The organism is Streptosporangium nanhuense (genome assembly GCF_059358815.1).
This window is the reverse complement of record NZ_JCADBG010000002.1, coordinates 116,987-143,469: the sequence shown is the minus strand read 5'-3', so window position 1 is coordinate 143,469 and position 26,483 is coordinate 116,987. Positions and strand designations below refer to the sequence as shown.

The window sequence follows — 26,483 nt, the reverse complement described above, 5'->3', positions numbered from 1 at the left end:
TGTTAGCCCGTCCCATGGGAGGTTCGCGTGTTCAACTCCGCCGACGACGTCCTGAAGTTCATCAAGGACGAAGGGGTGCAGTTCGTTGACGTCAGGTTCACCGACCTGCCGGGGACGACGCACCACTTCACGTTCCCCTCGGAGAACTTCGGAGCCGGCGTCTTCACCGACGGCCTCATGTTCGACGGCTCGTCGATCCGCGGGTTCCAGGCCATCCACGAGTCGGACATGCTGCTGCTGCCCGACCCGTCCACGGCCGTGCTCGACCCGTTCAGGCAGCACAAGACGCTCAACATCAACTTCTTCGTGCACGACCCGCTGACGGGCGAGGCCTACAGCCGCGACCCGCGCAACGTCGCCCGCAAGGCGGAGGAGTACCTCAAGGGCACCGGCATCGCCGACACGGTCTACTTCGGCCCCGAGGCCGAGTTCTACATCTTCGACGACGTGCGGTTCGAGACCAACGCCCATTCGAGCTACTACCACATCGACTCGATCGAGGGCGCCTGGAACAGCGGCAAGGCCCAGGACGGCGGCAACCTCGGTTACAAGCCGCGCTTCAAGGGCGGCTACTTCCCGGTCCCGCCGATGGACCACTTCACCGACCTGCGCTCGGAGATGGTCCGCAAGCTCATCGACGCCGGGATCGACGTCGAGATGCAGCACCACGAGGTGGGCACCGCCGGACAGGCCGAGATCGACTTCCGGTTCAACACGCTGCTCAAGTCCGCCGACACCCTGATGCTGTACAAGTACATCGTCAAGAGCACGGCCCTGGAGCACGGCCACACGGTCACCTTCATGCCCAAGCCGATCTTCGGTGACAACGGCTCCGGCATGCACTGCCACCAGTCGCTCTGGAAGGACGGCGAGCCGCTCTTCTACGACGAGGTCGGCTACGCGGGCCTGTCCGACACCGCCCGCTACTACATCGGCGGCCTGCTCAAGCACGCCCCGTCGCTGCTGGCGTTCACCAACCCGACGGTCAACTCCTACCACCGCCTGGTGCCCGGCTACGAGGCCCCGGTCAACCTGGTCTACTCCCAGCGCAACCGCTCGGCGTGCATCCGCATCCCGATCACGGGCTCCAACCCGAAGGCCAAGCGCATCGAGTTCCGGGTCCCCGACCCCTCCTGCAACCCCTACTTCGCCTTCGCCGCCCAGCTCATGGCGGGCATCGACGGCATCCGCAACAAGATCGAGCCGGTCGAGCCGGTCGACAAGGACCTGTACGAGCTTCCCCCGGAGGAGGCCCGCAACATCCCGCAGGTCCCGGGCTCGCTGTCGGACGTGCTCGCGGCCCTGGAGGCCGACCACGAGTACCTGCTGGAGGGCGGCGTGTTCACGCCGGACCTGATCGAGACCTGGATCGCCTACAAGCGCGAGAACGAGATCGACCCGATCCGCCTGCGCCCGCACCCCCACGAGTTCGAGCTCTACTACGACGTCTGAGCCTCCCTGTCCGCGCGACCCCCGGTGACCGGGTCACCGGGAAGCGCATGGGCGGCACCCGAAAGGCCGTCGGCCGTCCCTCCCGGCGAGGGCGCGCTCGGCGGCCTTTCGCGTTCGCGGGAAGCGGTCACCCGTTCACGACCGGGATGGACGCCTTCGGAGGGGTGCGGTGGCAACCTTTCACGTGGCGAAAAAGCCGTTTGTCATGTTCACCCGCCGGGTTACGCTGCTGACCACGCTCTCGTTGATCTTCATCGGAGAGGTGCGGCGCATTCCGGAAGGCGTGGTTCATGACCTTGTTCGTGCATCTCACGGACGCCAAGCGGGTCCGTTCGGTGCGGAGATCCGGTATCCAGGCGCGGAGCCGGGATCGCGACGGCCGGTCAGGGGTGTTCTGCCTGCCGGTCCTCCCCTCCTACCAGCTCACCCACCAGTGGACCCGCGAGCTGAGGCGTGGTGGCGCGCGCACCGTGATGGTGGCCGTCGACTTCCGGGTGCCCGATGACGAGCCGGTCCTCGTGGGCTACTTCTCGCATGATCACGAGATGCTTCCCAGCGCCGAGGCCGCGGCGCTGATCGCCGGATGCGAGGACGCCCGGGGCTACGAGGTCCTCATCCCCCGGAAGATCACGGCCAAGGAGATCCACCGCGTTCGCGGCGTGAACCAGGTGACCGGCTGGAGATACATGCCCGACGCCCACGGCAGGTTCCCCTGCCCGTGTTCCGGATGCGTCCCGCGCGGCCAGTACGGCGGGGCGAGGATCCGCCGGTCGGCCGAGAGCCGCGGTTACTAGGCGTGCCCCTCGGGGGAGTCGCCTGCCGAGCCCGACGACGGCCTCGTCCGGCGGCGTGACGGGGCCGTGCGTTCCACGGCGATCACGATCAAGAACGGCGCCTCCAGGTTAGATCACCGCCGGACGGGACAGAGGAATGAGGCCGGACGCCGACGCGTCCGGCCGAGGAACGGCACCTGGAGGTTGTGCATGCTTGCTCAGACCACGCGGAAGGCGGCGCTGGCCGCCGCGACGATGGCGGTGCTCGTCGGTCTGGTCGGCGGCTGCGGGGGCGGCGGGGACGACGACGGGGACGACGGCCCCGACGTCGTCAACACGACGAACGTGGACGAGGACGGCGGCACGGACGACGACGGGGACGACGACAACTGACGCCCTGCCACGAGGCACGGGCGGGCGGCGCCCTCCCGTCGCGCCCCGCCCGTACCCCGCACCACCGCGACCCGCGTGCCCCGCACGCGGGTCGCCGCATGTCACGGGCGCGGGTCGCCGCATGTCACGGGCGCGGATCGCCTCCCGCCGTTGGGCCAGCACAACTTAGGTCAAATCCACCCACGACGCGCATCACCGGCTTGTTGGGCAGACTGGTCATGACTCACAGGGACCGACCAGGCGAGGTGACGTGGCAGAGGCACTCCGGGGCGAAGAGGCGGATCTCACGCCTTCCCGAGCCGGGGAGCGGTACCCCGAACCTCCCGAACGCCCCCGGTTACCCGAACATCGCCCCGGGCTCTCCGGGCTCTCCGGGCTCTTCGGGGATGCGAGTGCCCCCGGACGTCCCGACCCTCACCGGCGCCGCAAGCAGGCCGCGGCGATCGTGCTCCTGGGAACGTTCCTGCTCCTGAGCGCCTCCGCCTGGATACCGACCCGGCCCGTCACCCCCAACCGGATCACCGCCATCGCGTACGCGATCGAGGCCGGGGAGCACCAGCCCGGCTGGTGGGGCGGGGAGATCCCCTACTCCTGGGGCGGCGGCCACGACAAGGACCCGGGCCCCTCCCTCGGTACCTGCCAGGGCTACCAAGGATCGATCAAACCTTGTCCCGCCACCAAGACCCTCGGGCTCGACTGCTCCGGTCTCGCCCGCTGGGTCTACCACCTCGCCTACGGGCGCGACGTGCTCGGCCCCGGCAACACCGACGACCACGTCAGGCGGCTCAAGAGGGTCCCGGCCGCCGCGGCGAGGCCGGGGGATCTCGTGTTCTACGGCAAGGTCGGCAAGCGTAAAGTCAGGACCCACCACGTCGGCATCTACGTCGGCCAGGGCAAGATGATCAATGCACGGAGGACCGGGACCGAGGTGCGGATCGATCGTGTCGCGGCCGTCGACGACCTCGCCGGCTACTTCCGCTACACGAGGACCCTCTGAGGTCCCGCGAAAACGGCACAGCGGGAACTCCCGCCGTTCACTAGGAGAGATATGCGCCTGGGCGTCATGTTCGACCGTGACCTTCCCCCCGAGTCACTCGTCCCCTTCTGCCGCCACCTGGACGCGGCCGAGGTGGACGACGTCTGGGTGGTGGAGGATCTCGGCTGGACCGGGGCCATCTCGTCGGCGGCCACCGCGCTCGCCGTCACCGAACGCCTCCGGGTGGGCATCGGGATCACCCCGGCGCCGCTGCGCAACCCCGCCCTGCTCGCCATGGAGCTGGGCAACCTGGCCAGGCTGCACCCGGGCAGGCTCGCGGCCGGGATCGGGCACGGCGTCCAGGACTGGATGCGTCAGGTGGGCGCCCTCGCCCCCTCCCCGCTGGCGCTGCTGGAGGAGACGATCACGGCGGTACGGGAGCTGCTGCGCGGCGAGACGGTCACCCTCCAGGGCAGGGCCGTGCGGCTCGACGGGGTGAGCCTGGTGCATCCCCCCGCCGTCGTGCCGCCGGTGCTGGCCGGGGTGGTGCGGCCCCGCTCGCTGGAGCTGTCGGGACGGGTGGCCCAGGGCACGATCCTGCCCGAGGGGGTCGGCCCCCGGCAGATCGAGGACGCGCTGAAGCTGACCGGCGAGGGCGATCACGAGATGGTGGTCTTCGTGAACCTCTACCTCGGCGACGACCCCACGGTGGTCACCGCCCTGGCCGAGGGCACCGCCGGGTTCCTGAAGGTCGCCCCGGAGGAGGTCGTGATGGCGGTGGGCTCCCCCGGGGAGGCCGCCGACCAGGTCAGGTCGCTGTGGGAGGCGGGTGCCCGCACGGTCGTGGTCCGCGCGCACGGACCGAACCCGCTCCCCCAGGTCGACCTGCTCCTGGCAGAACTCCGCTAGGGGCCGGGGCTATGAGCTGGAGCGGTCGCCCCGGACGCCGGTGATGCGGCGCAGGACGTCCCACCAGAACGAGGCCCCGAACAGCAGCGCGACCATGGTGAGCAGGTAGCCGGGCCAGTGCCCGGGAGTGATGAGCCGGTCCCACCAGGCTCCGCCGTTCCAGTGGAAGGACGGATCGGCGGAGCCGTCGGGCGGGATCGTGATGCTCACGATCGCGTGATCGAAGATCTTGACCAGTGCCGGGGAGCTGAGGGACTCGGTCACGCACTGGTACGGCTCGGCGAGACCGGCCTCGCCACCGGCGCACTTGTCCCTCAGCGCGGCGTAGCCGTCCCCGCCGCCGCCCGCGATGGCGCTCACCCCGGCGCGGTAGGCGTTGTCGCGCAGCAGGGTCTTGCCGTACTCCAGCGCGTCCATGCTGAACGCCAGGGTCAGCACCACGCCCAGCGCGAACACCACCCACTTGACGTAGCGGGCGTAGAGGGTGGACAGGCGCTGCATCTCCCCGTTGAACCAGTCCTCGACGCCCTTGCGGAACCTCGGCAGGTCCCGCTGGGCGCCCTCCCAGACGCCCTTGAGGTGGCCGGCGAGCGGGCTGTTGATGGCTTCCAGCTTGGCGAGCAGGCCGTCGATCCCGCCCTCCTCGGCCGCGACCAGCTCCATCACGGCGCCGGAGAACCGCTCGGGCGGGATGTTGGCGATGCTGGTACGGGCGCCCTTGGGGTGGTCGATCTCCTGGAGCCGCTCGTACAGCCGCGCGGTCATGTCCACCTGCGGCACAGAGGCAGGCACGGAGGCAGGCCCGGAGGCAGGCACGGAGACAGGCCCGGCGTCCGCGGAAGAGCCGGAAGAGCCGGAAGAGCCGGAAGAGCCGGAAGAGCCGGGAGAGCCGGAAGAGCCGGAAGAGCCGGGAGAGCCGGAGGAATCAGCAGAACCCGGGGAACCGCCGGCCCCCGCCCCCTCCGCGGCCTCTCCGGCGGTGCTCTGCGGGGCGATCCCCTCGGCGATCTCCTCCGAGAGCCGCTCCCTGGCCTCCTCGGAGGCCTGGACCGCGGCGGCGTCGACCCGCATCGGCTCGACCACCGAGGGCGCGGGTTCGGGACTGTGCGCCGGGCGCGGATCGTCCTTGGAGAAGGGCAGCTTCGCGAATACGTCGGCTATCTTCGACGGGATCCACGACCTGCCGTCCTCGGAGCCGTCCAGGGTGTCCCTGAGGTAGGCCCACAGGAACTTGCTGCGGATCCCGAGCAGCCGGACGAAGGCCTCGTTGATCCCGCTCACCAGGAGAGACAGGAGCAGGAAGGCCAGGATCAGCCCGATGGCCAGGTCGATGTAAACGGAAATCAAATGGATCACCCGGGACCGTTGATACACGTACGCCCCCGGCGACGCAACGGATCACCCGAAACAGGTCGGTTTTCGTGACCGGGAGGACACGCGGGCGAACGCGTGTCCCCTCCGGCTCCCCTCCGGCTCCCTTCGGCGCGGACCGGCCCTCACGACCCGCGCCGTACGTACCGCCCCTGAAAAACCAGGACGATCCTGGCGAAACGTGCGTACCTCTAAAAAGGCGGCTCAGCCCTCGTAGAAGACGCGTTCCACGACCCGGCGGGCGCGACGGGTGGCGCGGCGGTAGTCGTCCACGAAGTCCTCCGTACCGTCGGGCGGGTAGCCGAGGGCGCGGGCGATGAGCATGCGCTCGCGGGCGTCCACCGGGATCGAGTCGGAGGCGCGTCCTCTCACCGCGACGATGGCGTCGCGGATGCGCGAGGCGAACCGCCACGCCTCGGCGAGCACGGCCTCGTCCGCCTCCGACAGCAGGCCCTCCGTGACCGCCGCGCCCAGCGCCTCCAGGGTGCGGGTGGTCCGCAGCGACGGCCGCTCCCCCGCGTGGCGGAGCTGGATGAGCTGGGCCACCCACTCCACGTCGGACAGCCCGCCGGGGCCGAGCTTGGTGTGCAGCGCCGGGTCGGTGCCGCGTGGAAGGCGTTCGGCCTCCATCCGGGCCTTGAGCCTGCGGATCTCCAGCACGGCCGCGTCGGAGATGCCCCCCTCGGGGTAGCGCAGCGGGTCGGCCAGGTGCAGCAGCCCGACGCCGAGCTCGGCGTCCCCGGCGGAGAAGCGGGCGCGCAGCAGCGCCTGTGACTCCCACGGCGACGACCACCGCTCGTAGTAGGCGGCGTAGGAGGCCAGGGTGCGGACCAGCGGCCCCGCCTTGCCCTCGGGGCGCAGGCCGGGGTCGATGAGCAGCGGCGGGTCGGGGGCGGGCAGGGCGAGCAGCCGTCGCAGCTCGTTGGCCACCTCGAACGCCGTCTCGGTGGCCTGGCGCTCCGGCACTCCCTCCAGCGGCGAGTGCACGAACATCACGTCGGCGTCGCTGCCGTACGAGGACTCGATCCCGCCCAGGCGGCCCATCGCGATCACCGCGAACCTCGTGCCCAGCGGGGTGCGGCGCTCCATCTCGACCTTGTCGATGGCGGCGTCGAGCGCGGCCTGGATCGTCACGTCGTTGAGGTTGGACAGCGTCTGGCCGACCTCCTCGATGCCGATGATCCCGGAGAGGTCGGCGACGGCCGTGCGGACCAGCTCCCTGCGGCGCAGCGCCCGGACCGCGGCCACCGCGCCCTCGGCGTCCCCGGGGTGGCGGGCGACCACGGTCCGCGCCTCGGACAGCACCGTCTCGACGGGCCTGGGGGCCAGCTCCGCGTCCGAGCCGAGCATCGCGACCGCCTCGGGGGCGTTCATCAGCAGGCCCGTCACGTAGCGGCTGGTACCGAGCATCCTGGCCAGGCGCGACGCCACGGCGGTCTCGTCGCGGAGCAGCCGCAGGTACCAGGGGGTGGAGCCGAGCTTGTCGGAGACCTGGCGGAAGCCCAGCAGGCCGGCGTCGGGGTCGGGGGCGTCGGCGAACCAGCCGAGCATCACCGGCAGCAGGGTCCGCTGGATCGCGGCACGGCGGGAGACTCCGCTGGTCAGCGCGCTGATGTGGCGCAGCGCCCCACCGGGGTCGGCGTAGCCGAGCGCCTCCAGGCGGGCCTTGGCCGCGGCCGTGGAGAGCCGGTCCTCCGACTCGGGCAGCCGGGCCACGGCCTGCAGCAGCGGCCGGTAGAACAGCTTCTCGTGCAGGCGCCTGGCCTCCATGGCGTGCCGCCGCCACCGGGTGGTGAACTCCCCCACCGGGTCGGCGGTCATGCCCAGGCTCCGGCCGAGACGGCGCAGGTCGGCGTTGCCCTCGGGCACCACGTGCGTGCGGCGCAGCCGGTGCAGCTGGATCAGGTGCTCGACCTGGCGCAGGAAGGTGTACGCCTCGGCGAGGGCCTTGGCGTCGTCCCTGCCCACGTAGCCCCCTCGGGAGAGGGCACCGAGCGCGGGGAGCGTGGCACGCCGTCGCAGCAGCGGGTCGAGGCGGCCGTGGACGAGCTGGAGCAGCTGCACCGCGAACTCGATGTCACGCAGTCCGCCGGGCCCGAGCTTCAGCTGGCGGTCGGCCTCGCCGCTGCGGACGTGGGCCTCCACCCGGCGGCGCATGGCCTGGACGTCCTCGACGAACTTGTCGCGGGTGGCGGCCTGCCAGACCATCTCGTTCATCGCGGCGACGTACTGCTGGCCGAGCTCGGCGTCGCCCGCGACCGGCCTGGCCTTCAGCAGGGCCTGGAACTCCCAGGTCTTGGCCCAGCGCCGGTAGTAGGCGAGGTGGCTGGCGAGGGTGCGGACCAGCGGCCCGGCCTTGCCCTCGGGACGCAGCGCCGCGTCGACCTCCCACAGCGCGCCCTCGGGGGTGCTGGTCGAGCAGGCGCGCATCATGCCCTGGGCCAGCCGGGTGGCGAGCTTGATGGCCGCGTGCTCGTCGGGCGAGCCGTCGGGCCCCTCGCGCGGCTCGGCCACGAAGATCACGTCGACGTCGCTGATGTAGTTGAGCTCGCGTGCCCCGCACTTGCCCATGCCGATGACGGCCAGCCGCACGGCCCCCGCCTCCGGGTGCTCGGACCTCGCGACGGCGAGCCCCGCCTCCAGCGCGGCCCCGGCCAGGTCGGACAGCTCGGCGGTCACCCCGGACAGCGAGACGGTCCCGGTGACGTCGCGCGCGGCGAGGTGGAGCAGGCGGCCCCGGTAGGCGGCGCGCAGCGCCGACAGGGTGGCGGTGGAGGCGTCGGCGGCCCTGGGCTCGGAGTCGTCGGGGTCGGCGCCGACCGCGAGCAGCAGCTCCGCGCGGAGCTCCTCCTCGCTCGGGCGGTCGGTGACCGGTGTCCCGCCGAGCAGGCGCCAGTGGTCCGGGTGCCTGACGACGTGGTCGCCCAGCGCGGCGCTGACGCCGAAGACGCCGATCAGCCGCCCGCGCAGGCCGGGGTCGGCCCGGAGCGCTCCAAGAACGCTGGGGTCCTGTTCGGCCAGCCGGTTCAGCGAGGTGAGCGCCAGGTCGGGGTCGGCCGCGGCGACCAGCGAGGCCAGCAGGTCGATGTCGCCGACGGCCTCGGGCCCCAGTTCGTCGAGCAGCCGCTCGGCCCTGGCGCCGTCGGCGAAGCCGAGCCTCGCTAGGCGCCCGGCGGTCGTCTGCATCCGAGGCACGGTTTCCACCGACCCTCCATGGTCTTCGATCACAAGCACGGGTGCCCTTCCTCAATCCCTACCCCGAGCGATCAAAGGTGCACGCCCCCCGCGGTCGCGTGGGCCTCGGTTTCCCCGGCGGGTGGGTGGGATCGGTGCGGACCCGCCTCCGGATCCCCACCCTTGCCCACGTCTCACGGTTTCGGAGCGTCGCCGCACAGGTTAATCCCGAAACCGTGCGGCGTCGTTAGCGGATTCGGAACGTAATCGCGCGGTCACGCGGTTTGGACGGCCATGACGACTCCGGCGAAACGCTCGGCGAGAGGCTTCCAGGCCGCGACCAGGCCGTTCTCGTTCTCCTTCACCCGCGCGTTGAGCTCCTCGACGGAGTGGCCCAGGCCGGTCAGGGTGTCGGCCGAGCCCGCCGTCCAGCCGACGAAGATCTCCGGGGTGGCCTCGGGATGGAACTGCACCGCCCAGGCGTTCTCCCCCAGCCGGTAGGCCTGGTTGGGGTACGGGCTGCCGGTGGCCAGCGGCACCGCGCCCGGGGGGAGTTCCGTGATCGCGTCGCGGTGGTACTGCACGGCGGGGGAAGGGCCGAGGCCGGCGAACAGCGGATCGGCCCCGGCCGCGGGCAGCGGGACGACCTCGGTCACGCCGACCTCCAGCCCGTGCTCCCCGCGTCCGACGGCACCGCCGCAGGCGAGCGCCATGAGCTGCGCCCCCAGGCAGATCCCCAGGGTCGGCACGCCCTCCTCGACACAGACGCGGATCAGGTCGCGGGTGGCGGGCAGCCAGGGACACCGCTCGTCCTCCCAGGCCGCCGCCTCGCCGCCGAGGACGACCAGCCCTCCGGCGGCCCGCTCGGGCACGGCCTCGCCCAGGTAGGGCCGGACGACCTCGCAGGCGGCACCGGCCCCGGACAGCCATCCGGTGAGGAATCCGAGTCCCGCGTCGGCCTCGTGCTCGATGACGGTAATCCTCATAAGGCAATTATGGTCCGATATAGGCACAAGGCGGTCACCACCCGATGCGAAGATCCCAGCCCCGCCCGGACCGAAGGCGGAGCTCCCCGTTCGCTCCCCTTTCAAGGAGAACCGATGAACCCCGTCCTGAGTGATGTCGAGGTCCCCGGCGGCGCGCTGCGCGTCGCCAGGTTCGGTACCGGGCCTCGCGTGATCGTGGCGGTGCACGGCATCACCGCCTCGCTCATGGCCTGGGCCGGCGTCGCCCGCAGGCTTCCCGCCGAGTGGTCACTGGTCGCGATGGACCTGCGGGGCCGCGGCCACAGCGCCGGGCTCCCCGGCCCGTACGGCCTGGAAAGGCACGCCGAGGACGTGAACCTCGTGGCCCGGTCCGTGGGCGCCGGGTCGGGTGACGGGTCCGGCGTCGTGCTCACCGGCCACTCGATGGGCGCCTACGTCGCGGCCCTCGCCGCCGCGGGACGCGACTACGCCAGGGTGGTGCTGGTCGACGGCGGGCTCCCGATGCCGCTGCCCCCCGGCGCCGACCCCGACGTGGTCCTGGAGGCCACGCTCGGCCCGGCCCTCGCCCGGCTGGACCAGACCTTCCCGAGCGTCGGCGCGTACCTGGACTTCTTCAGGGCCCACCCCGCCTTCGCCGAGGCGTGGACCGCGGAGGCGGAGGAGTACGTCCGCTACGACGCGTGGGGGCCGGAGGGGGCGGTGCGCTCGCGGGCGCGGCGCGAGCCGGTCCGCGAGGACGGCCGGTGGCTGCTCACCGAGGGCGAGGCGGTCGGTGCCGCACTGCACGCGATCACCTCGCCGCTGTCGCTGCTGCGCGCCCCGCGGGGACTGCTGAACCAGCCGGTCGGCTTCCTGCCCGACGAGCTGGCCGCCGCGTGGGTCAGGCGGCTGCCCGCGCTGGAGGACGAGGTGATCGACGACTGCAACCACTACACGATCCTCTTCGACGACCGCTGCGCCTCGCTGGTCGCCGGGCACCTCTCCCGCTGAGCCTGCGGCGGCGCCCCGGATGCCGGGGCGCCGCCGCGCAGGTCGTACGAAGGGGGAAACTCGGTGCCGGGCGGCGTGCCGGTCACGGCGTGGGCGAGAAGCCACTGGACGACGGGCCGGCTGAAGCGGGAACGGGTCAGCTGGACTGTGCCGGGGTGATCCAGGTGGCCTTGGCAGCGGCGACCAGGGTGCCGTCGATCTCGTAGACGGCGCTCTCGCCGAAGAGCTTGCGGCCCTCGCGGCCGGTGGCGCGGGCGACGACGGAGTAGGTGCCGCCGGGGTAGATCCGGCGGTGGACCCGCACGGTCAGGCGGCCGAGCAGGGCGAACTCGCCCGGCCCGAAGTGCGCCCAGCCGGTGGGGCAGTCGAGGGCGGCCCAGAGGACCGCGTCGGGGACGGTGCCGTCCGCGTCGGTGATGGTCATCGGGACCCGCCAGCCGGCGGCGACCAGGTCGGTGCCGGGCACCGGGCCGGGGAAGATCCGCAGGCCGTCGCCGGGGTCGCGCAGGCCGCACGCGAAGCAGCCGGGGAAGGCGTGCCCGGTGAGACCGGCGAAGCCGCCCTCGGCCTTCGCGGCCTCGTTGAAGGGCACGAAGTCCGGGGCGTCGAGCTCCTCGGCGACCGTGATGGCCTCGACGAGGAGCTTCTCACCGTGGGTGAGGGTCGCGGTGTTGGCGAGCTGGCGCAGGGACAGCTCGGTGTCCAGCGGCGTGGGGGCGTGCAGCGTGACCTCGACGGCCGAGTCGTGCCGGGTGCCGTACAACGCCTCCGAGACCGTACCCGCGATCCAGCCGCCGTTCGCGGAGCCCTCGGGGCCACGGAAACGCGCCGGAACGGTCAGCACGGTCTGCAGCTCGGACGTCGTCGTCATGCCGCACCTCCTGTCGCCTTTATGGCGATCAATCCTCAGAAATCACGTTAATCGGACCGACCGATTTTACCGGACTGCTTGTACATACAGCCAACTCGGGATCGATGACGACCTCATTAGCTGCGGGTAACGCCGGTATGACGTTCGGCGGGCGGTCCCGGATCACCGCACCGGGACGGCTCCTCGCCACGAGGCCCCGGCTCGCCGGGCCCGGCCACGTCGCCCGGCCCTGGGGCGTGCCTCACAGGCGGCGCGGCGGGCACCCCGGATGCCCGCCGTGCCCGTACCCGCGTGGCCGCCTGCACGTTCGGCCCGCTCGCCCCCGCTCGCCCCTGCCCGCTCCTGCCCGCCATCGGCCGCCGGAGAAGGCGGCCGCTAGAGGACCGGCAGGTAGCGGCCCAGCTCGAACTCGGTGACCTGCCTGCGGTAGTCGTTCCACTCGGCGCGCTTGTTGCGCAGGAAGTAGTCGAAGACGTGCTCGCCGAGGGTCTCGGCGACGAGCTCGCTGCGCTCCATGACCGCGATGGCCTCGTCCAGCGACTGGGGCAGCGGCTGGATGCCCAGCGCCCTGCGCTCGGCCGAGGTCAGCGCCCACACGTCGTCCTCGGCGCCGGGGGGCATCTCGTACCCCTCCTCGATGCCCTTCAGGCCGGCCGCGAGGATCACGGCGAAGGCGAGGTAGGGGTTGCAGGAGGAGTCGAGCGAGCGGAACTCGATGCGGGTCGAGCCGCCCTTGTGCGGCTTGTACATCGGCACCCGGACCAGGGCGGAGCGGTTGTTGTGACCCCAGGAGATGTAGCTCGGGGCCTCGCCGCCCGCTCCGGCGATCGCCTCGGCGCCGCCCCACAGCCGCTTGTAGGAGTTGACCCACTGGTTGCAGACCGCGGTGATCTCGGCGGCGTGCGTGAGCAGGCCGCCGATGAAGGAGCGGCCGATCTTGGAGAGCTGGTAGTCGGCGCCGGGCTCGTAGAAGGCGTTGCGGTCGCCCTCGAAGAGCGACATGTGGGTGTGCATGCCGGAACCGGGGTGCTCGGTGAAGGGCTTGGGCATGAAGCTCGCCCAGATGCCCTGCTCCAGCGCGACCTCCTTCATGACCAGCCGGAAGGTCATGATGTTGTCGGCGGTGGTGAGCGCGTCGGCGTAGCGCAGGTCGATCTCCTGCTGGCCGGGGCCGCCCTCGTGGTGGCTGTACTCGACGGAGATGCCCATCGACTCCAGCATCATGATCGCGTTACGCCGGAAGTCGTGCCCCGAGCTGTGCGGCGTGTGGTCGAAGTAGCCGCCGCCGTCGATCGGCTCGGGCCGCTCGTTGCCCTCCGGCCGGTTCTTCAGCAGGAAGAACTCGATCTCCGGGTGGGTGTAGAAGCTGAAGCCCATGTCGGAGGCCTTCGCCAGGGTGCGCTTGAGCACCCAGCGCGGGTCGGCGTGCGAGGGCGAGCCGTCCGGCATGAGGATGTCGCAGAACATGCGGGCCGCGCCCGGCGTCTCGCTGCGCCAGGGAAGGATCTGGAAGGTCGAGGGGTCGGGCTTGGCGAGCATGTCCGACTCGTAGACCCGGGCGAAACCCTCGATGGCCGAGCCGTCGAAGCCGATGCCCTCGGCGAAGGCACCTTCGAGTTCGGCCGGGGCGATGGCCACCGACTTGAGGAACCCGAGCACATCGGTGAACCACAGCCGGATGAAGCGGATGTCGCGCTCCTCAAGGGTGCGGAGAACGAACTCCTGCTGGCGGTCCAAGGCTTCTCCTTCATTGCCGACGTGCCGCAACACGCCTAGTGGTCTCTCAGTTTGCCCTCTCAGTGTTTCGCACACGTTACGAGGAAGAACGGTGAGATGCGGCATCCGGACCGTCGCGCCTCCGCGTGCCCGCCCCCCTCTCCTCTTACAGTGTGCGACCGGAGTCGCTGGAAGTACTGATCCGGGGGAAACGATGACGCGTACCGAAGTTCACGGACCACCGCACGCGGTCTCGCCGCCGGCCGGGCCCGCCGGACCACCGGCCAGGCTCGCCGAACGCCTCGCGGCGCTGGCGATGCCCTGCCCCGTCCATCCGTCGATACACCTGGTCGAGGCCGCGGCGGCCGACTGGGCGCGCGCGGCCGGCCTGGACCCCGACCCCGCCGCCTCCCGGCTGGCCGGGTGGGCGTTCGCCCGCTGCGGAACCGGCGCGGTCACGCCGCTGGCCCGCTGGCTGACCTGGATGTCGCGCCTGCGCCAGGCCCCGGAGGCCCTCACCCCGGTCCTCGCCGTGGCCGCGGGCGGCGAGCCGGGCCCGGCGCCGCTGGAGCGTGCCTTCTCCGGCCTCTGGGCGGCGTGCGCGCCGGGGATGAGCGGCGCGTGGCGCGAGCGGTTCACGGCCGGGCTGTCCGCCCAGCGCGAGGCTCTCCTTCCCCACGGGACGCCCGCGCCTCACGGGGTACCCGCGCCGCACGGGATGCCTGCGCCTTACGGAATGCCCGCGCCTCACGGAACGCCCGCGCCTCACGGGACAGCCTCGCCTCACAGGACGTCCACGCCCCTTCCCCGCGAGGCGCCCCCGGACCGCGGAACACCTCCGGACCGCGGAACGCCCTCGCCCGCCGATCACGCGGAGCCGTGCAGGGACGCCTTCGGCCGTTACCTGTTCGACCTGGTGGAGCCCTGTCTGGGGGTGGAGGTGCCGGTCCCGGTGCGGCGGAGCCCGCAGTGGCGGGCGCTCGCCGAGGCGAGCGGTGACGTGGCCGCCTGGTGCGAGGAGGCGGTGGCCGGACGCGGCCATGCGGGCACCATTTTTTTGGAACGCTCCAATACGGACGCGGAAGCGTGGACCATCGACAGGGTCGCCACCCGCATGGAGGAGCTGTGGACGGCCGCCCGCGCGATCCCCGCGCTCACGGAGCGGCACGGCCTGGGCTTCGCCGCCTCCCGCGAGGTGACGCGGGTGGCATGCGCTTTCTTGACCATCCCCCGGGCTTACCTGGAGTTGCTCCTGGAAACACCCCGCTATCGTCACTTAGGGTAACGCTTCGATTTCACCAAGTAACGCTGGAGTAAACGATGAGCACCACACTCCTCCATCACAAGCTCGACCGTGCCTTCGGGCACATGGACGTCGACGGCAGCGGATCGATCGAGCGCGAGGACCTTCTCGGTCTCGGCGCCCGGATCCTCGTCGGCTTCGGCGAGTCGCCGACCTCCCAGGCCGGTCACAGGCTCGCCCAGGGCTTCGAGGGGATCTGGCGGACCCTGGCCGCGGAGATCGACACCGACGGCGACGGCGCCATCTCCTCCGAGGAGTTCCGCGCGGGCATGACCTCCGCGTTCATCGAGGGTGACCACTTCGACGCGGTGTTCGCGCCCGCCGCCGAGGCGGTGGCCGGATTGTGCGACACCGACGGCGACGGGGCCGTGGGGCCGGACGAGTTCTGGACCATGATGGCCGCGTTCGGCACCCCCCGCGAGGACGTGCGGGCCACCTTCGAGCGGCTCGACGGCGACGGCGACGGCGTCGTGTCCGTGGGCGAGCTGGTCGAGGCGACCCGGCAGTTCTACACGAGCGCCGATCCGGACGTGGCCGGCAACTGGCTGTTCGGTCCGCTGTAGTGGCTCCCACCCCAACGTTCGGCGATCCCCTCACCCGTTCCCGACCCCACCCACAACCCTTGCCACACTCAATGTCACTTTTCCTGTCCCCTTCGCCCGCCATGTCCGCCGCGACACCGGGAAACCCGGAGCCGTCACCGCCCTCGGGGGTGGCCGCGGCGCTGCTGCTGCCCCTCACCGAGCTCGTGCCGGTGATGTCGGCCCCCTGCCCGATGCACCCCTCGGTCGACCTGATCGGCGCCGAGCTGGCCGTCTGGGCCCGCGAGGTCGGGCTCGAACCCCCCACGGGCGCCGGATTCGAGCGGATGGCAGGCCGCGCCTTCTGCGGATTCGGCGTGGAGTCGGCGCTGCTGTTCGCCAAATGGCTGACCTGGCTGTTCCACTTCGACGACGAGTGGGACGAGAAGCCCGCCGGGCGCGCGACCGAGATCGTCGAAGCCACCTTCGCGCGGCTCGACCTCGTCGCGCGCGCGCCCGCCCACGCCTCCTCACCCGTCGAGCTGGCCTTCGGCGACCTCTGGAAGGCCACCACCGGGCGGATGAGCACCCGGTGGCGCCACCGGTTCCTGGCGGGGCTGGCGGCGCAGGGCCAGGCCTGCCGCGTCGAGGCGGAGAACCGCTGCGCGGGCCGCGTGCCCTCCCCCGCGGAGTACCCACGGCTGCGGCGGGGCACCGCGGGCCCCTACCTGTTCGACCTGGTGGAGCCCTGCCTGGGGGTCGAGGTGCCCGCCGGGCTGCGCGAGAGCACGACCTGGCGGACGCTCGTGGACGCCTGCAACGACGTCACCGCCTGGTGCAACGACGTCGCCTCGCACCACAAGGAACGGGCCAACGGTGACGTGCACAACTACGTGACGGTCGCCGCGACCGCCTTCGGGCTCTCCGACACCGCGGCCGTCGCCTGGGTGAACGACCGGATCGCCGCCCGCGCCGAGGACCTGCGGACCTCCGCACGGCGGCTGCCGGCGCTGTTCGACCGGTTCGGGTTCTCGACCGGCCAGGCCAGGGACGTCAGCAAGGTCGCGTGCGCCTTCCTCACCGCGCCGAGGGCCCAGCTGGAATGGCTCCTGGAGTCCAGCCGGTACGACGTACCGTGACCGGCCGCCCCCGCCCTCGCGGACGGCCCGGGTGGGGGCTCCGAGGCGCCGCGCGGAGATCCGACCGGCGTTGAGCGCTCGTTGATTAAATTGCGGTCTGCGCAGGTTAAGGTCCTTTTAAGCACAAAATGAAGGGCCTAAACCATCATGCGCGGGCTGTACCTGGGGATCCCGAGGATGACGCCCGCCCAGAGCCGGGTCGCGGCGGTGCTCGCCGCCGCCGCGTCCGTGGCGATGGAGTGCGTCAACATCTGGGTCACGGCGCAGCTCCCGCAGCCCTCCTACACGCCGCTGCCGTTCGCGCCCGAGGACGTGGCCGGCGCCGCGTTCCCCGTCCTCGGGGCGCTGCTGGTGTTCCAGCGGCCCCGGCTGGTCATCGGCTGGCTGCTCTGCCTGGGCGGGCTGTGCGCCGCGCTGAACAGCCTCACGGTGAACCTCGCGCTCCTGGACACGGCGCGGGGGTGGACGGTCCCCACGGAGGCGATCTGGATGGTCGCCGGGGTGAGCTGGAAGCTGACCATCCTCTTCCTCGTCGTGCTGCTGCCCCTGCTGTACCCGGACGGGAGACTGCCCTCCCCGCGCTGGCGGGTGCTGGTCTGGGCCTCCGTCGCGGTCCTGGCGGCCGACGTGTTCGTGATGGACCTGATGCCCCTCGCCGGGCGGCGGTACATGGACTCCTCCTCCCACCCCCTGCGGTTCTCGCTGGACATGCTCACCAACGCGATGATGATCCTGGCCTTCGCCTCGCTCGCCGCGCGGTTCCGGCGGGCCGGCCACGAGGAGCGCGGGCAGATCGTCTGGACGCTGGTGGCGATCGCCACCGTCATCGTCCCCTGGGTGATCGGCAACCCGGTGTGGTGGCTGGCGTCGTTCACGATCCCGCTGGTCCCGCTCGCGATCACCTTCTCGGTGCTGCGGCACCGGCTGTACGGGATCGACACGCTCATCACCAGGACGCTGGTCGGCGCGGGCCTGGTCGGCGTGATCGGCGGGGTGTACGTGGCGGTGGGCGCCGCCTCCAGCCTGTTCCTGTCGGACGTGGACCGGATCGGCGGCCTGGTCGCCGCGCTCTGCGCGGGAGCGTTCTTCCACCCGATGCGGCGGGTGCTGCAGCGCGGCGCCGACCACCTCCTGTACGGCGGCAGGGGCGACCCGGTGGCGCTCGCCGCCGAGCTCGGGCGCAGGCTCCAGCGCACCGACCCCGCGGGGGGACTGGCCGCGGCCCTGGACGTGCTGCGCGACGGCCTGGCGGTCACCGGTACGGGCGTGCGCTTCCCCGGCGGCTGGCCCGAGGAGACGACGGTGGGGACGTTGGACGAGGTCTCGCGCGACATCCGGCTGGTCTGGCACGGCGAGCCCGTCGGCCGCCTGCTCATCGGCCCGCCGGGGGCCCGGCGCCTGCCGTCCGCGCACAACGAGCGGGTCATCACCGCGCTCACGCCGTACGTGGCCGACGCCGCCCACGCGGTCCGGCTGGTCGGCGCGCTGCGGCGCTCCCGGGAGCGGATCGTCACCACCCGCGAGGAGGAGCGCCGCCGCCTGCGCCGCGACCTGCACGACGGTCTCGGCCAGTCGCTCAGCGGGATGGCGATGTCCATCAACGCGGCCAGGCTCTCCCTGCGCGTCTCCCCCGAGACGGCCGAGCGCATGCTCGGCGAGCTGCGCTCCGGCATGGACAGCGTCACCAGCGACATCAGGCACCTGGTGTACGGCCTGCGGCCGCCCGCGCTGGACGACCTCGGCCTGGCCGGGGCCGTGGCGGAGATGGCGGGCCCCGACGTCGTCGTGGAGGTCAGGGGCGAGCTGCCGGGACTGCCCGCGGCGACCGAGGTCGCCGCGTACCGGATCGTGCAGGAGGCGCTGACCAACGCGCGCAAGCACGCCGGGGCCGCGACGGTGCGGGTGTCGCTGGAGCGGGGCGAGGACGACCTGGGCATCCGGGTGCGCGACGATGGGAGCGGTGTTCCCCCCGGACGTCGCTCGGGGGTCGGGCTGGCGTCGATGCGCGAGCGGGCCGCCGAGCTGGGCGGGACATGCGTGATAACGACGCCCCCGGAGGGGGGCACCGTGGTCGAGGCGATACTCCCGGTGAACTTGAATGTGGAGATCTGACCACCGATGATTTCTTACGGCTCGCGAACGATGGTGAGTATTGCCCTATGACGTTGGTCCAGGTAGCCCTACCCTTGCGCCTGCAATGCTGACATTTCGTGCTCTTGGCCCGTTCCAGGCCGTTCATGGTGAGACATCCCTCGACCTCGGCGGCCAACGCCAGATGGCGGTGCTGGCCCGGCTCCTCGTGGCCGGTGGCCGCGCCGTCCCGGTGAGCATGCTCATCGACGAGCTGTGGCCCGGCGAGCCCCCCGCCCAGGCCCTGTCGACCATCCAGGGATACGTGTCGCGGCTGCGGCGCGCCCTGGAACCCGGCCGCGCGCCGCGGGAGGAGGCCGAGGTCCTGGTCTCCGCCCCGCCCGGGTACGCGCTGCGCGCCTCGCCCGTCCAGGTGGACGCCTGGAGCTTCGAGAACGCGGTCAAGACGAGCGGCGAGCCCGCCGAGGTGTGGGACCGCCTGGAGGCCGCGCTCGCGCTCTGGCGCGGCCCGGCCCTGGCCGAGTTCTCCGACCTGCCGTGGGCGGTGAGCGAGGCGGGCAGGCTGGAGGAGTTGCGGCTGATCGCGGTCGAGCGCCGCGCCGACGCGGGACTCCTGCTGGGACACTCCGGCGCCCTGGTCGCCGACCTGGAGGCGCACGCCTCCGCGCACCCGCTGCGCGAGGAGGCCTGGCGGCTGCTCGCGCTGGCCCTGTACCGCAACGGCAGGCAGGGCGACGCGCTCGGGGCGCTCCGGCGCGCCAGGGTGATGCTCCGCGACGAGCTCGGCCTCGACCTGGGCGCCACCCTGCAGCGCCTGGAGTCCGACATGCTGGCCCAGGCCGCGCACCTCGACCCGCCCGCGGGTCCGGTGCGGGCCGCCGAACCGGCGGCGCGCGTGACGCCCGCCGAGGAACGGGCGCTGCCGGGGCTGCGGGTCGTGGTGGTGGACGACCAGGCACTGGTCCGCACCGGCCTGCGCGTGGTGCTGGACAGCGAACCCGGCTTCGAGCTGGTCGGGGAGGCCGAGAACGGCGAGCAGGCGATCACGGTCGTCAGGGAGACCTCCCCCGACCTGGTGCTGATGGACATCCAGATGCCCAGGCTGGACGGGCTGACCGCCGCGCGCAGGATCCTGGCCGACGCGGCGCCGCCGAAGGTCGTCATGATGACCACGTTCGGCACGGACGACAACCTCTACGCGGCGCTGCGGGCCGGGGTGAGCGGGTTCGTCCTCAAGACGTCGGCGCCCGAGCAGCTCATCACCGCGATGCGGGCCGCGCAGGCCGGTGACGCGCTGATCGACCCGGCCGTCACCACCCGCCTGATCGCGGCGTTCGCCGGGCGCACCGACCCGTCGGCGCCGCCCGGCCTCGCCGGTCTCGGCGACGCGGAACTCGACCTGATGAAGCTCGTCGCCCGCGGTCTGACCAACCGGCAGATCGCGGCGACCCTGGCGGTCCCCGAGCGGTCGGTCTCGCAGTCGGTGGTCAGGCTGCTCGACCATCTCGGGTTGTTCGACCGAGCCCAGCTCGTCGTCACCGCGTACGAGTCCGGGCTGGTCAACCCCGGCGACGTGAGCAGATAGCCATGCCCCTGCGGCCACGCGAAGGCGGCCGGACGCTCGACGGCGCCGGCGGCGTGCCCAGGCGGGTCGTCGACGCGGTCACCGTCACCGAGGACGCCCCCGCCCGGCCCGCCGTCTCGCTCGTGCGCGGGCTGCTGCGCTCCCCGCTGCGGCTCGCCGCCGTCTCGATGGCGCTCCTGTCGGTGGGGCTCACCGTGGTCGGCCTCGCCCTGCGCGTCGACCTGCCGCCCGAGTGGCGGCCGGAGCAGCCGGCCACGCCCGACCTCGCGGCGGGGCTGACGTTCCCGGTGGTGGGCGCCTTCCTGCTGGCCCACCGCGCGCGCCCGGCCACGGCGTGGCTGATGTGCGTGGGCGGCCTGATGTGCGCGGTCAACGCGTTCTCCGAGGCGGTGATGTTCACCTTCGCCGCGGCGGGCGACATGGAGTCCGCCGGGTACCTGCGCCTGAGCATGGTCACGGGGAAGGACGTCGGCGGCTTCCTGCTGGCGATCCTGTTCCCGCTGTACTCCCCCGACGGGCGGCTGCCCTCGCGGCGGTGGCGGCCGCTGGTCGCGGCCGGCGTGGTCGTGTTCCTGACGAACCTGTTCCTGAACTTCACCCGCCCGGACCCCGACCCGGCGCTCTACCACTGGCCGCGGGTCATCCCCAACCCGCTCGCGGTGGACTTCCTCGCCCCGCACAACATGGCGGCGCGCGGGACGACCGCCTCCCTGATCTCGGTCCTCGCGGTCCTGGCACTGGTGTCCATAGTGCTGCGCTTCCGCCGGGCCGGCCCCGAGCTGCGCCGCCAGATCGCCTGGCCGGTCTTCGCGTTCGCCGTCTACGTCGCCTTCCTGCTCGCCGGACCGGACTGGTGGCTGGCCGCGACGATCTGGACCGGGCTCATCCCGGGGGCCATCGTCTTCTCGGTGCTGCGCTACCGCCTCTACGGCATCGACACCGTGGTCAGCCGCGCCTTCGTCGCCGCCGGGCTGATCGCCGCGGTCAGCGTCATCTACGCGGTCGGCGCGGTCGCCGGGCTGGCCCTGTCGGGATACGACCGGATCGGCGGCCTGGTGGCGGCACTGCTCGCCGGGGTGATCTTCCACCCGCTCCGGCACCGGCTCAGGAGCCTGGTCGACCGGCTCATGTACGGCACGCAGGGCGACCCGCAGGCGCTCGCCGCGCGCCTGGCCAGGGAGGTCCGCGAGACCGAGCCGGCCAACGCGCTCGCCGCCGTCGCCTCGGTGGTCAAGGACGGGCTGAGCGTCACCGGCGTCGCCGTCGAGGTCTACGAGCCCGGCTCCAGGCAGGTCCAGGTCGGCCTGCTGGGCCCGGCGCCGCGCCAGGTGCCGCTGGTCTGGCACGGCGAGCCGGTCGGGCGGCTGCTCCTGGGCTCCCCCGGCCCCCGCAGGTTCGCCGCCGCGCACAACGGCCGCCTGATCGCGGCGGCCGTCCCGTACGTCGCCGACGTGGCGCACGCCGTGCGGATGACCGCCGACCTGCAGCGCTCCCGGGAGCGCATCCTCACCGCCCGTGAGGAGGAACGCCGCCGCCTGCGCAGGGACCTGCACGACGGGCTCGGCCACGCGCTGACCGACATGGCCATGTCGATCAACATGGCCAGGATCAGCCTGCGCACCGCCCCCGCCTCGGCGGACAGGCTCCTGCTCGAACTGCGCGGCGGCATGGACGCGGTCAGCGAGGAGATCAGGGAACTGGTGTACGGCCTGCGCCCGCCCACCCTCGACGAGCTCGGCCTGGTGGGGGCCGTGCGGGCGCTGGCCCAGGAGGGCACGCCGCGGGTCGCGGTGGAGACCGAGGGCGACCTGTCGGACCTGCCCGCGGCGGCCGAGGTGGCCGCGTACCGCATCGCGCAGGAGGGGCTCACCAACGTCCGCAAGCACGCCGGGGCCAGCTCCGCGGTGATCTCGCTGCGGCGCGGGGAGTCGCTGGTGGTACGCGTCCAGGACGACGGGGGCGGGCTGCCCTCGGGGCCGCGCTCGGGGGTCGGGCTGCTCTCCATGCGCGAGCGGGCCGCCGAGCTGGGCGGCACCTGCGTGATCGAGGCGGCCCCGGGGGGCGGGACGGTCGTGGAGGCCGTGCTGCCGATCCCGGCCGCGCCGGTCACGGCGGGCCGCCTGTAAACCTTTTCGTCCGCTCGGGGCTCTAACCAGCCGTACGGAATTCACCCGAGGAGATCTTCTTGAAGCACTGGGCCCTGACCGTCGGCGCCGCGCTCGTCCTGGCGGCCTCCGCCACCACTCCCGCACTCGCCGGGCCCACCGGGGTCACCGGGGTCACCGGGGCGGCCCCGGTCTCCGGCGCCGTCTACTTCCGCCACGGGGTAGCCGGGATCGAGGTGCGGACCCACCGGGGAGGCCGGACCAGCGGCCTGAGGGCCGGCGGCAAGACCTTCGCGGGCCAGTTCGCGGTCGCGCCCGACGGCCGGAGGGTCGCCTGGATCGACGGCGAGAACAGGCTGCGCGTCACGCCGGCCTCCGGGTCCGGCCCGGACAAGGTGATCGCCAGGAACGCCGCCTACGGCGGTCCCTGCCTGACCCCCGCCTGGACGGCCGACGGCAGGCGGATCGCCTACCCGGTGAAGGGCACGACCGGCGCGACGGCGGTGGCCGTGGTCGGCGCCGACGGCAGGGGGCGGGCCGACGCGGGGAAGACCCTCGGCCCCTGCCACCTGACCTGGTCGGCCGACGGCAGGACCCTCGCCGGGTACGCGGGCGACGTCAACGGTGTGCATCTCCTGGACACCAGGACGCGGACCTCCAGGCGCGCCCCGGGCGTCAGGCTCGCCAACCACGTGGAGAGCCTGTCGCCCGACGGCCGCCGGGTGGTGGTCAACGCCATCGGCCCGAACGCCCCGGGCGGTGACGGCTCCTGGCCCCTGTCGTTCACGCCGTCGATCCACGACACCAGGACGGGCGCGAAGGTCGCCGTCCCGGTCAGGGGACGGCTGCTGGGCGCGCGCTATCTGAGCGACGGCCGCCTGGCGGTCCGCGTCAGGGGCACGGCCGCCAACACGATCGTGGTCCTCTCCCGCTCGGGCAAGGAGGTCCAGCGGATCACCGAGCCCGCCGGGGTGAAGAACCTCGGGCTGGTCGGGATCATCGGCTGACGCGTTTTCAGGCCGGGGAATCCACCGGCCGATTCCCCGGCCGCTTTTACCAGCCATCCGTTGTCATCAAATATCACTTGATAGCTCCCTGAAAGGGCCCGGCCGCCTCATTGCCTCCTCCGGCTTCGCGCGACTCTTCACAGCCGGGATCGACCGGCCGGCGAAAGCCCGGAAGCCTGAAGCGCCGGAGGTTTTCGAAGGGGCGAGAACCGTGGAGATCCGAGGCACCGGAGCCGGAGATCCTCACCGGCCCGCGACAGCCTCCACAGCAGCCCGGAGACGCCGGGCGGACCGTACGGCCCGCCCGGCGCAGGGCACTCTCCCGCCGGGCCGCCGATCACACCCGGACCTCGCCGGGCTTTTACGTTTCGCGCGTCGACGAATGCCTACACCCAGCGAGAAACTATGTTTTCTCGAAAATTACCGAAACGAACAAAAAACAAGCAAAATCAGATCCTGCTTAACTGACCCCGAAAATAAGCAAATGAGCGGTTCAATCCTTTAGTCCGAACGAGTTGCCTTATATCTTTCCTCCTAATAACGGCCGTCGAGTGAGCTCCGCTCGCGGCCCGGACAAAGGAGGAAAGCATGTATGACAAGCGACAACTGATCATGCTCGGCCCGGCACTGCTCGCCACCCTCGCCTTCGGATCGGTCTCGTTCTCGTCCGCCTCGGCCGAGCCGGACCCCGAGCAGGCCGCGGCGTCGAGCACCCCGCGGAAAGAGGCCGTGACGGCCCCGGGCACCTCGGCGGAGGACCCGAGGGACTACTGGCGGGGCTACAGGGAGGGCTACCGGTCCGCCGCCCAGGACTGCCGCCGGAGGGCACGTAGCTACGCCGGGCCGCCCAGCGACTACGACAGGGGCTGGCTGGACGGCTACGACGCCGGATACGCCCGCTTCTGCTGGACGTCGAACTAGGGACACGTCATCGGCGAGCACCGTCACGTCCCGCGATCGTGATCGGGCGGCAACGCCACGCTGAGAACGGAGCGGGACGAGTACGCCGAAGGAGAGGTGAGGCCTCCCGAGCGGAACGGTCGCTCGCGACCCCGGTCCCACGGGGGGCTTCACGCCCACCCGCGCCACCGGCCGGAGAGCCCCGCCCCGGCCACCGGCCGCCGTACCCGAACCCGGGACCCCGTACCGGCGAAGCGCGGAGAGCGAGCCGAGACCCCCGCCGGGAGCGCCCGGCGGCGGACGGCGTCCGCGCTCGTCCGCCGGCGACCGGGGAGGGATCACCTGAACGGCGGGCGACGGCGGGCGCGGAACACGCCCCAATAGGATGGCCGTGTGGCTCAACTCCGCATCGCCCTGGCCCAGACCAACCCCGCCGTCGGTGACCTGGCCGCCAACACGGACCGGCTCGTCGAGTGGACCCGCCGAGCCGCCGACCGCGGCGCGCACCTGGTCGTCTTCAGCGAGATGTTCCTGACCGGGTATCCCGTCGAGGACCTCGTGCTGCGCACCTCGTTCGTGGAGGCGTCGATCGCCGCGATCGAGGAGGCCGCGCGACGGCTGGAGGAGGCGGGGCTCGGCGAGGTCCCCGTGGTGGTCGGCTACGTGGACCGCGCGAAACTCGCCCCGCGCGTCGGCCAGCCCAAGGGCGCCCCGCTCGACGCGGCCGCGCTGCTGCACCGGGGGCGGGTGGTCGTCAGGACCGCCAAGCACCACCTGCCGAACTACGGCGTCTTCGACGAGTACCGCTACTTCGTCCGCGGCGACCGCATGCCGATCTTCCGGTTGCACGGCGTCGACGTGGCGATCGCGGTCTGCGAGGACCTCTGGCAGGAGGGCGGTCCCGTCGCGGTGGTGGGCGAGGCCGGGGCCGGGCTGCTGGTGGTGCCGAACGCCTCCCCGTACGAGAAGGAGAAGGACGACGTACGCCTGGCGCTGGTGGCCAGGCGCGCCCGCGAGGCCGGATGCGCCCTCGCCTACGTCAACCAGGTCGGCGGCCAGGACGAGCTGGTGTTCGACGGGGACTCCCTGGTCGTCTCCGCCTCCGGCGAGCTGGTCTCGCGCGCGGCGCGCTTCTCCGAGGAACTGCTGATCACCGACCTTGAGCTGCCCGAGGCCAGGTACGGAGGGCTCGGCACCTTCCAGGTGGACGCCGGCGACGGCACCGTGATCACGGTGGAACGGCTGGAGCTGTCGGCCCGCCCCGTCGAGCCGTACGAGCCGCAGGCCCCGGCGATCGCCGAGCAGCTCGACGACACCGCCGAGATCTACTCGGCACTGGTCCTCGCGGTCCGCGACTACGTCGCCAAGAACGGCTTCCGGTCGGTCGTCCTCGGCCTGTCCGGCGGCATCGACTCGGCGCTGACCGCCACGATCGCCTCCGACGCCATCGGCCCCGACCGGGTGCACGTGGTGCTGATGCCCTCCCGCTACTCCTCGGACCACTCGGTGAGCGACGCCCAGGAGCTGGTCGACCGGCAGGGGGTCAACGCCAGGACCGTGCCGATCGCCGACATCGTCAGCGGTTTCGAGAAGGAGATCGAGCTCTCCGGGCTGGCCTCGGAGAACCTCCAGGCCCGGGTGCGCGGCATGATCCTGATGGGCCTGTCCAACGAGCACGGCCACCTCGTCCTCACCACCGGCAACAAGAGCGAGCTGGCCACCGGCTACTCCACCCTCTACGGCGACTCCGCGGGCGGCTTCGCGCCCATCAAGGACGTGCTCAAGACCCTGGTCTGGGACCTGTCGCGCTGGCGCAACGCCCAGGCGGGCCGGTCGGGCGACTTCCTGCACGGTTTCGCGGTGCCGCCGATCCCGGAGAGCTCCATCGAGAAGGAGCCCAGCGCCGAGCTCCGCCCCGACCAGCGCGACACCGACTCCCTGCCCGAGTACGACATCCTGGACCGGCTGCTAGACGACTACGTCGAGAAGGACATGGGCTCCGCCGAACTCGTCGCCGCCGGACACGACCCGGCCCTGGTCACCCGGGTGATCCGCCTGGTCGACCTGGCCGAGTACAAGCGGCGCCAGTATCCCCCGGGCCCGAAGATCACCCCCAAGAACTTCGGCCGCGACCGCCGCCTCCCCATCACCAACCGCTGGCGCGAGACCACCACCTGACCCCCGGACCGTTTCCAGACGATGGGCTCCCCTGCCAAGGAAA

General features: G+C 72.1%; 20 protein-coding genes. 15 read left to right on the top strand and 5 right to left on the bottom strand.

Annotated features, from left to right (window positions below; genetic code table 11):
- Positions 1–27: 27 nt before the first annotated feature.
- From glnA to AC5L38_RS05500, 5 genes are all read left to right on the top strand, one after another.
- Positions 28–1,452, top strand: a complete 1,425-nt coding sequence (gene glnA / locus AC5L38_RS05520; RefSeq protein WP_362676736.1) for a type I glutamate--ammonia ligase — start codon at positions 28–30, stop codon at positions 1,450–1,452.
- A 290-nt stretch (positions 1,453–1,742) separates the two neighbouring features.
- On the top strand, positions 1,743–2,246 hold the full coding sequence (locus AC5L38_RS05515; protein WP_495241662.1) for a hypothetical protein: 504 nt from the start codon (positions 1,743–1,745) through the stop codon (positions 2,244–2,246).
- A 189-nt stretch (positions 2,247–2,435) separates the two neighbouring features.
- Complete coding sequence (locus AC5L38_RS05510) at positions 2,436–2,618, top strand: hypothetical protein (protein WP_495241661.1); 183 nt, start codon at positions 2,436–2,438, stop codon at positions 2,616–2,618.
- Positions 2,619–3,063: 445 nt separating this feature from the next.
- Positions 3,064–3,615, top strand: coding sequence for a C40 family peptidase (locus tag AC5L38_RS05505; protein WP_495241660.1), 552 nt, complete (start codon positions 3,064–3,066; stop codon positions 3,613–3,615).
- Between the two features lie 51 nt (positions 3,616–3,666).
- Complete coding sequence (locus AC5L38_RS05500) at positions 3,667–4,503, top strand: LLM class flavin-dependent oxidoreductase (RefSeq protein ID WP_495241659.1); 837 nt, start codon at positions 3,667–3,669, stop codon at positions 4,501–4,503.
- Positions 4,504–4,512: 9 nt separating this feature from the next.
- Here AC5L38_RS05500 and AC5L38_RS05495 read toward each other — a convergent pair whose 3' ends face one another.
- The 3 genes from AC5L38_RS05495 to AC5L38_RS05485 all read right to left on the bottom strand — a co-directional run bounded on the left by AC5L38_RS05495 (position 4,513) and on the right by AC5L38_RS05485 (position 10,034).
- Entirely contained in the window at positions 4,513–5,850 is a 1,338-nt protein-coding gene (locus AC5L38_RS05495; RefSeq protein ID WP_495241658.1) for a hypothetical protein, read from the bottom strand.
- 228 nt (positions 5,851–6,078) lie between these two features.
- On the bottom strand, positions 6,079–9,060 hold the full coding sequence (locus AC5L38_RS05490) for a bifunctional [glutamine synthetase] adenylyltransferase/[glutamine synthetase]-adenylyl-L-tyrosine phosphorylase (RefSeq protein ID WP_495242071.1): 2,982 nt from the start codon (positions 9,058–9,060) through the stop codon (positions 6,079–6,081).
- 263 nt (positions 9,061–9,323) lie between these two features.
- On the bottom strand, positions 9,324–10,034 hold the full coding sequence (locus AC5L38_RS05485) for a type 1 glutamine amidotransferase (protein ID WP_495241657.1): 711 nt from the start codon (positions 10,032–10,034) through the stop codon (positions 9,324–9,326).
- A 114-nt stretch (positions 10,035–10,148) separates the two neighbouring features.
- On the opposite strand from AC5L38_RS05485, the gene AC5L38_RS05480 reads away from it, so the two are divergent.
- Positions 10,149–11,024, top strand: a complete 876-nt coding sequence (locus tag AC5L38_RS05480) for an alpha/beta hydrolase (protein WP_495241656.1) — start codon at positions 10,149–10,151, stop codon at positions 11,022–11,024.
- A 136-nt stretch (positions 11,025–11,160) separates the two neighbouring features.
- Here the strand turns inward: AC5L38_RS05480 and AC5L38_RS05475 are convergent, their stop codons facing one another.
- Positions 11,161–11,895 carry a hypothetical protein gene (locus AC5L38_RS05475; protein ID WP_495241655.1) on the bottom strand — a complete coding sequence of 245 codons (735 nt, stop codon included), beginning with the start codon at positions 11,893–11,895 and terminating at the stop codon, positions 11,161–11,163.
- 375 nt (positions 11,896–12,270) lie between these two features.
- Positions 12,271–13,632 (bottom strand): glutamine synthetase family protein, encoded by a 1,362-nt coding sequence (locus AC5L38_RS05470; protein WP_495241654.1) that lies wholly within the window; start codon positions 13,630–13,632, stop codon positions 12,271–12,273.
- A gap of 193 nt (positions 13,633–13,825) precedes the next feature.
- Here AC5L38_RS05470 and AC5L38_RS05465 point away from each other — a divergent pair, with 193 nt between their 5' ends.
- The 9 genes from AC5L38_RS05465 (at position 13,826) to AC5L38_RS05425 (ending at position 26,440) form a co-directional block, all read left to right on the top strand.
- Positions 13,826–14,896, top strand: coding sequence for a terpene synthase family protein (locus AC5L38_RS05465; RefSeq protein ID WP_495241653.1), 1,071 nt, complete (start codon positions 13,826–13,828; stop codon positions 14,894–14,896).
- Between the two features lie 35 nt (positions 14,897–14,931).
- Positions 14,932–15,477 (top strand): EF-hand domain-containing protein, encoded by a 546-nt coding sequence (locus tag AC5L38_RS05460; RefSeq protein WP_495241652.1) that lies wholly within the window; start codon positions 14,932–14,934, stop codon positions 15,475–15,477.
- 101 nt (positions 15,478–15,578) lie between these two features.
- Complete coding sequence (locus AC5L38_RS05455) at positions 15,579–16,574, top strand: terpene synthase family protein (protein ID WP_495241651.1); 996 nt, start codon at positions 15,579–15,581, stop codon at positions 16,572–16,574.
- 147 nt (positions 16,575–16,721) lie between these two features.
- On the top strand, positions 16,722–18,686 hold the full coding sequence (locus AC5L38_RS05450; protein ID WP_495241650.1) for a sensor histidine kinase: 1,965 nt from the start codon (positions 16,722–16,724) through the stop codon (positions 18,684–18,686).
- 85 nt (positions 18,687–18,771) lie between these two features.
- Positions 18,772–20,250 (top strand): BTAD domain-containing putative transcriptional regulator, encoded by a 1,479-nt coding sequence (locus tag AC5L38_RS05445; protein WP_495241649.1) that lies wholly within the window; start codon positions 18,772–18,774, stop codon positions 20,248–20,250.
- A 2-nt stretch (positions 20,251–20,252) separates the two neighbouring features.
- Entirely contained in the window at positions 20,253–22,376 is a 2,124-nt protein-coding gene (locus AC5L38_RS05440) for a sensor histidine kinase (protein ID WP_495241648.1), read from the top strand.
- A 59-nt stretch (positions 22,377–22,435) separates the two neighbouring features.
- The gene (locus AC5L38_RS05435; RefSeq protein ID WP_495241647.1) at positions 22,436–23,362 is read left to right on the top strand and encodes a TolB family protein; all 927 of its coding nucleotides are present in this window, start codon (positions 22,436–22,438) and stop codon (positions 23,360–23,362) included.
- A gap of 588 nt (positions 23,363–23,950) precedes the next feature.
- The gene (locus AC5L38_RS05430) at positions 23,951–24,283 is read left to right on the top strand and encodes a hypothetical protein (protein WP_495241646.1); all 333 of its coding nucleotides are present in this window, start codon (positions 23,951–23,953) and stop codon (positions 24,281–24,283) included.
- A gap of 372 nt (positions 24,284–24,655) precedes the next feature.
- Positions 24,656–26,440, top strand: a complete 1,785-nt coding sequence (locus tag AC5L38_RS05425) for an NAD+ synthase (protein ID WP_495241645.1) — start codon at positions 24,656–24,658, stop codon at positions 26,438–26,440.
- Positions 26,441–26,483: the final 43 nt, after the last annotated feature.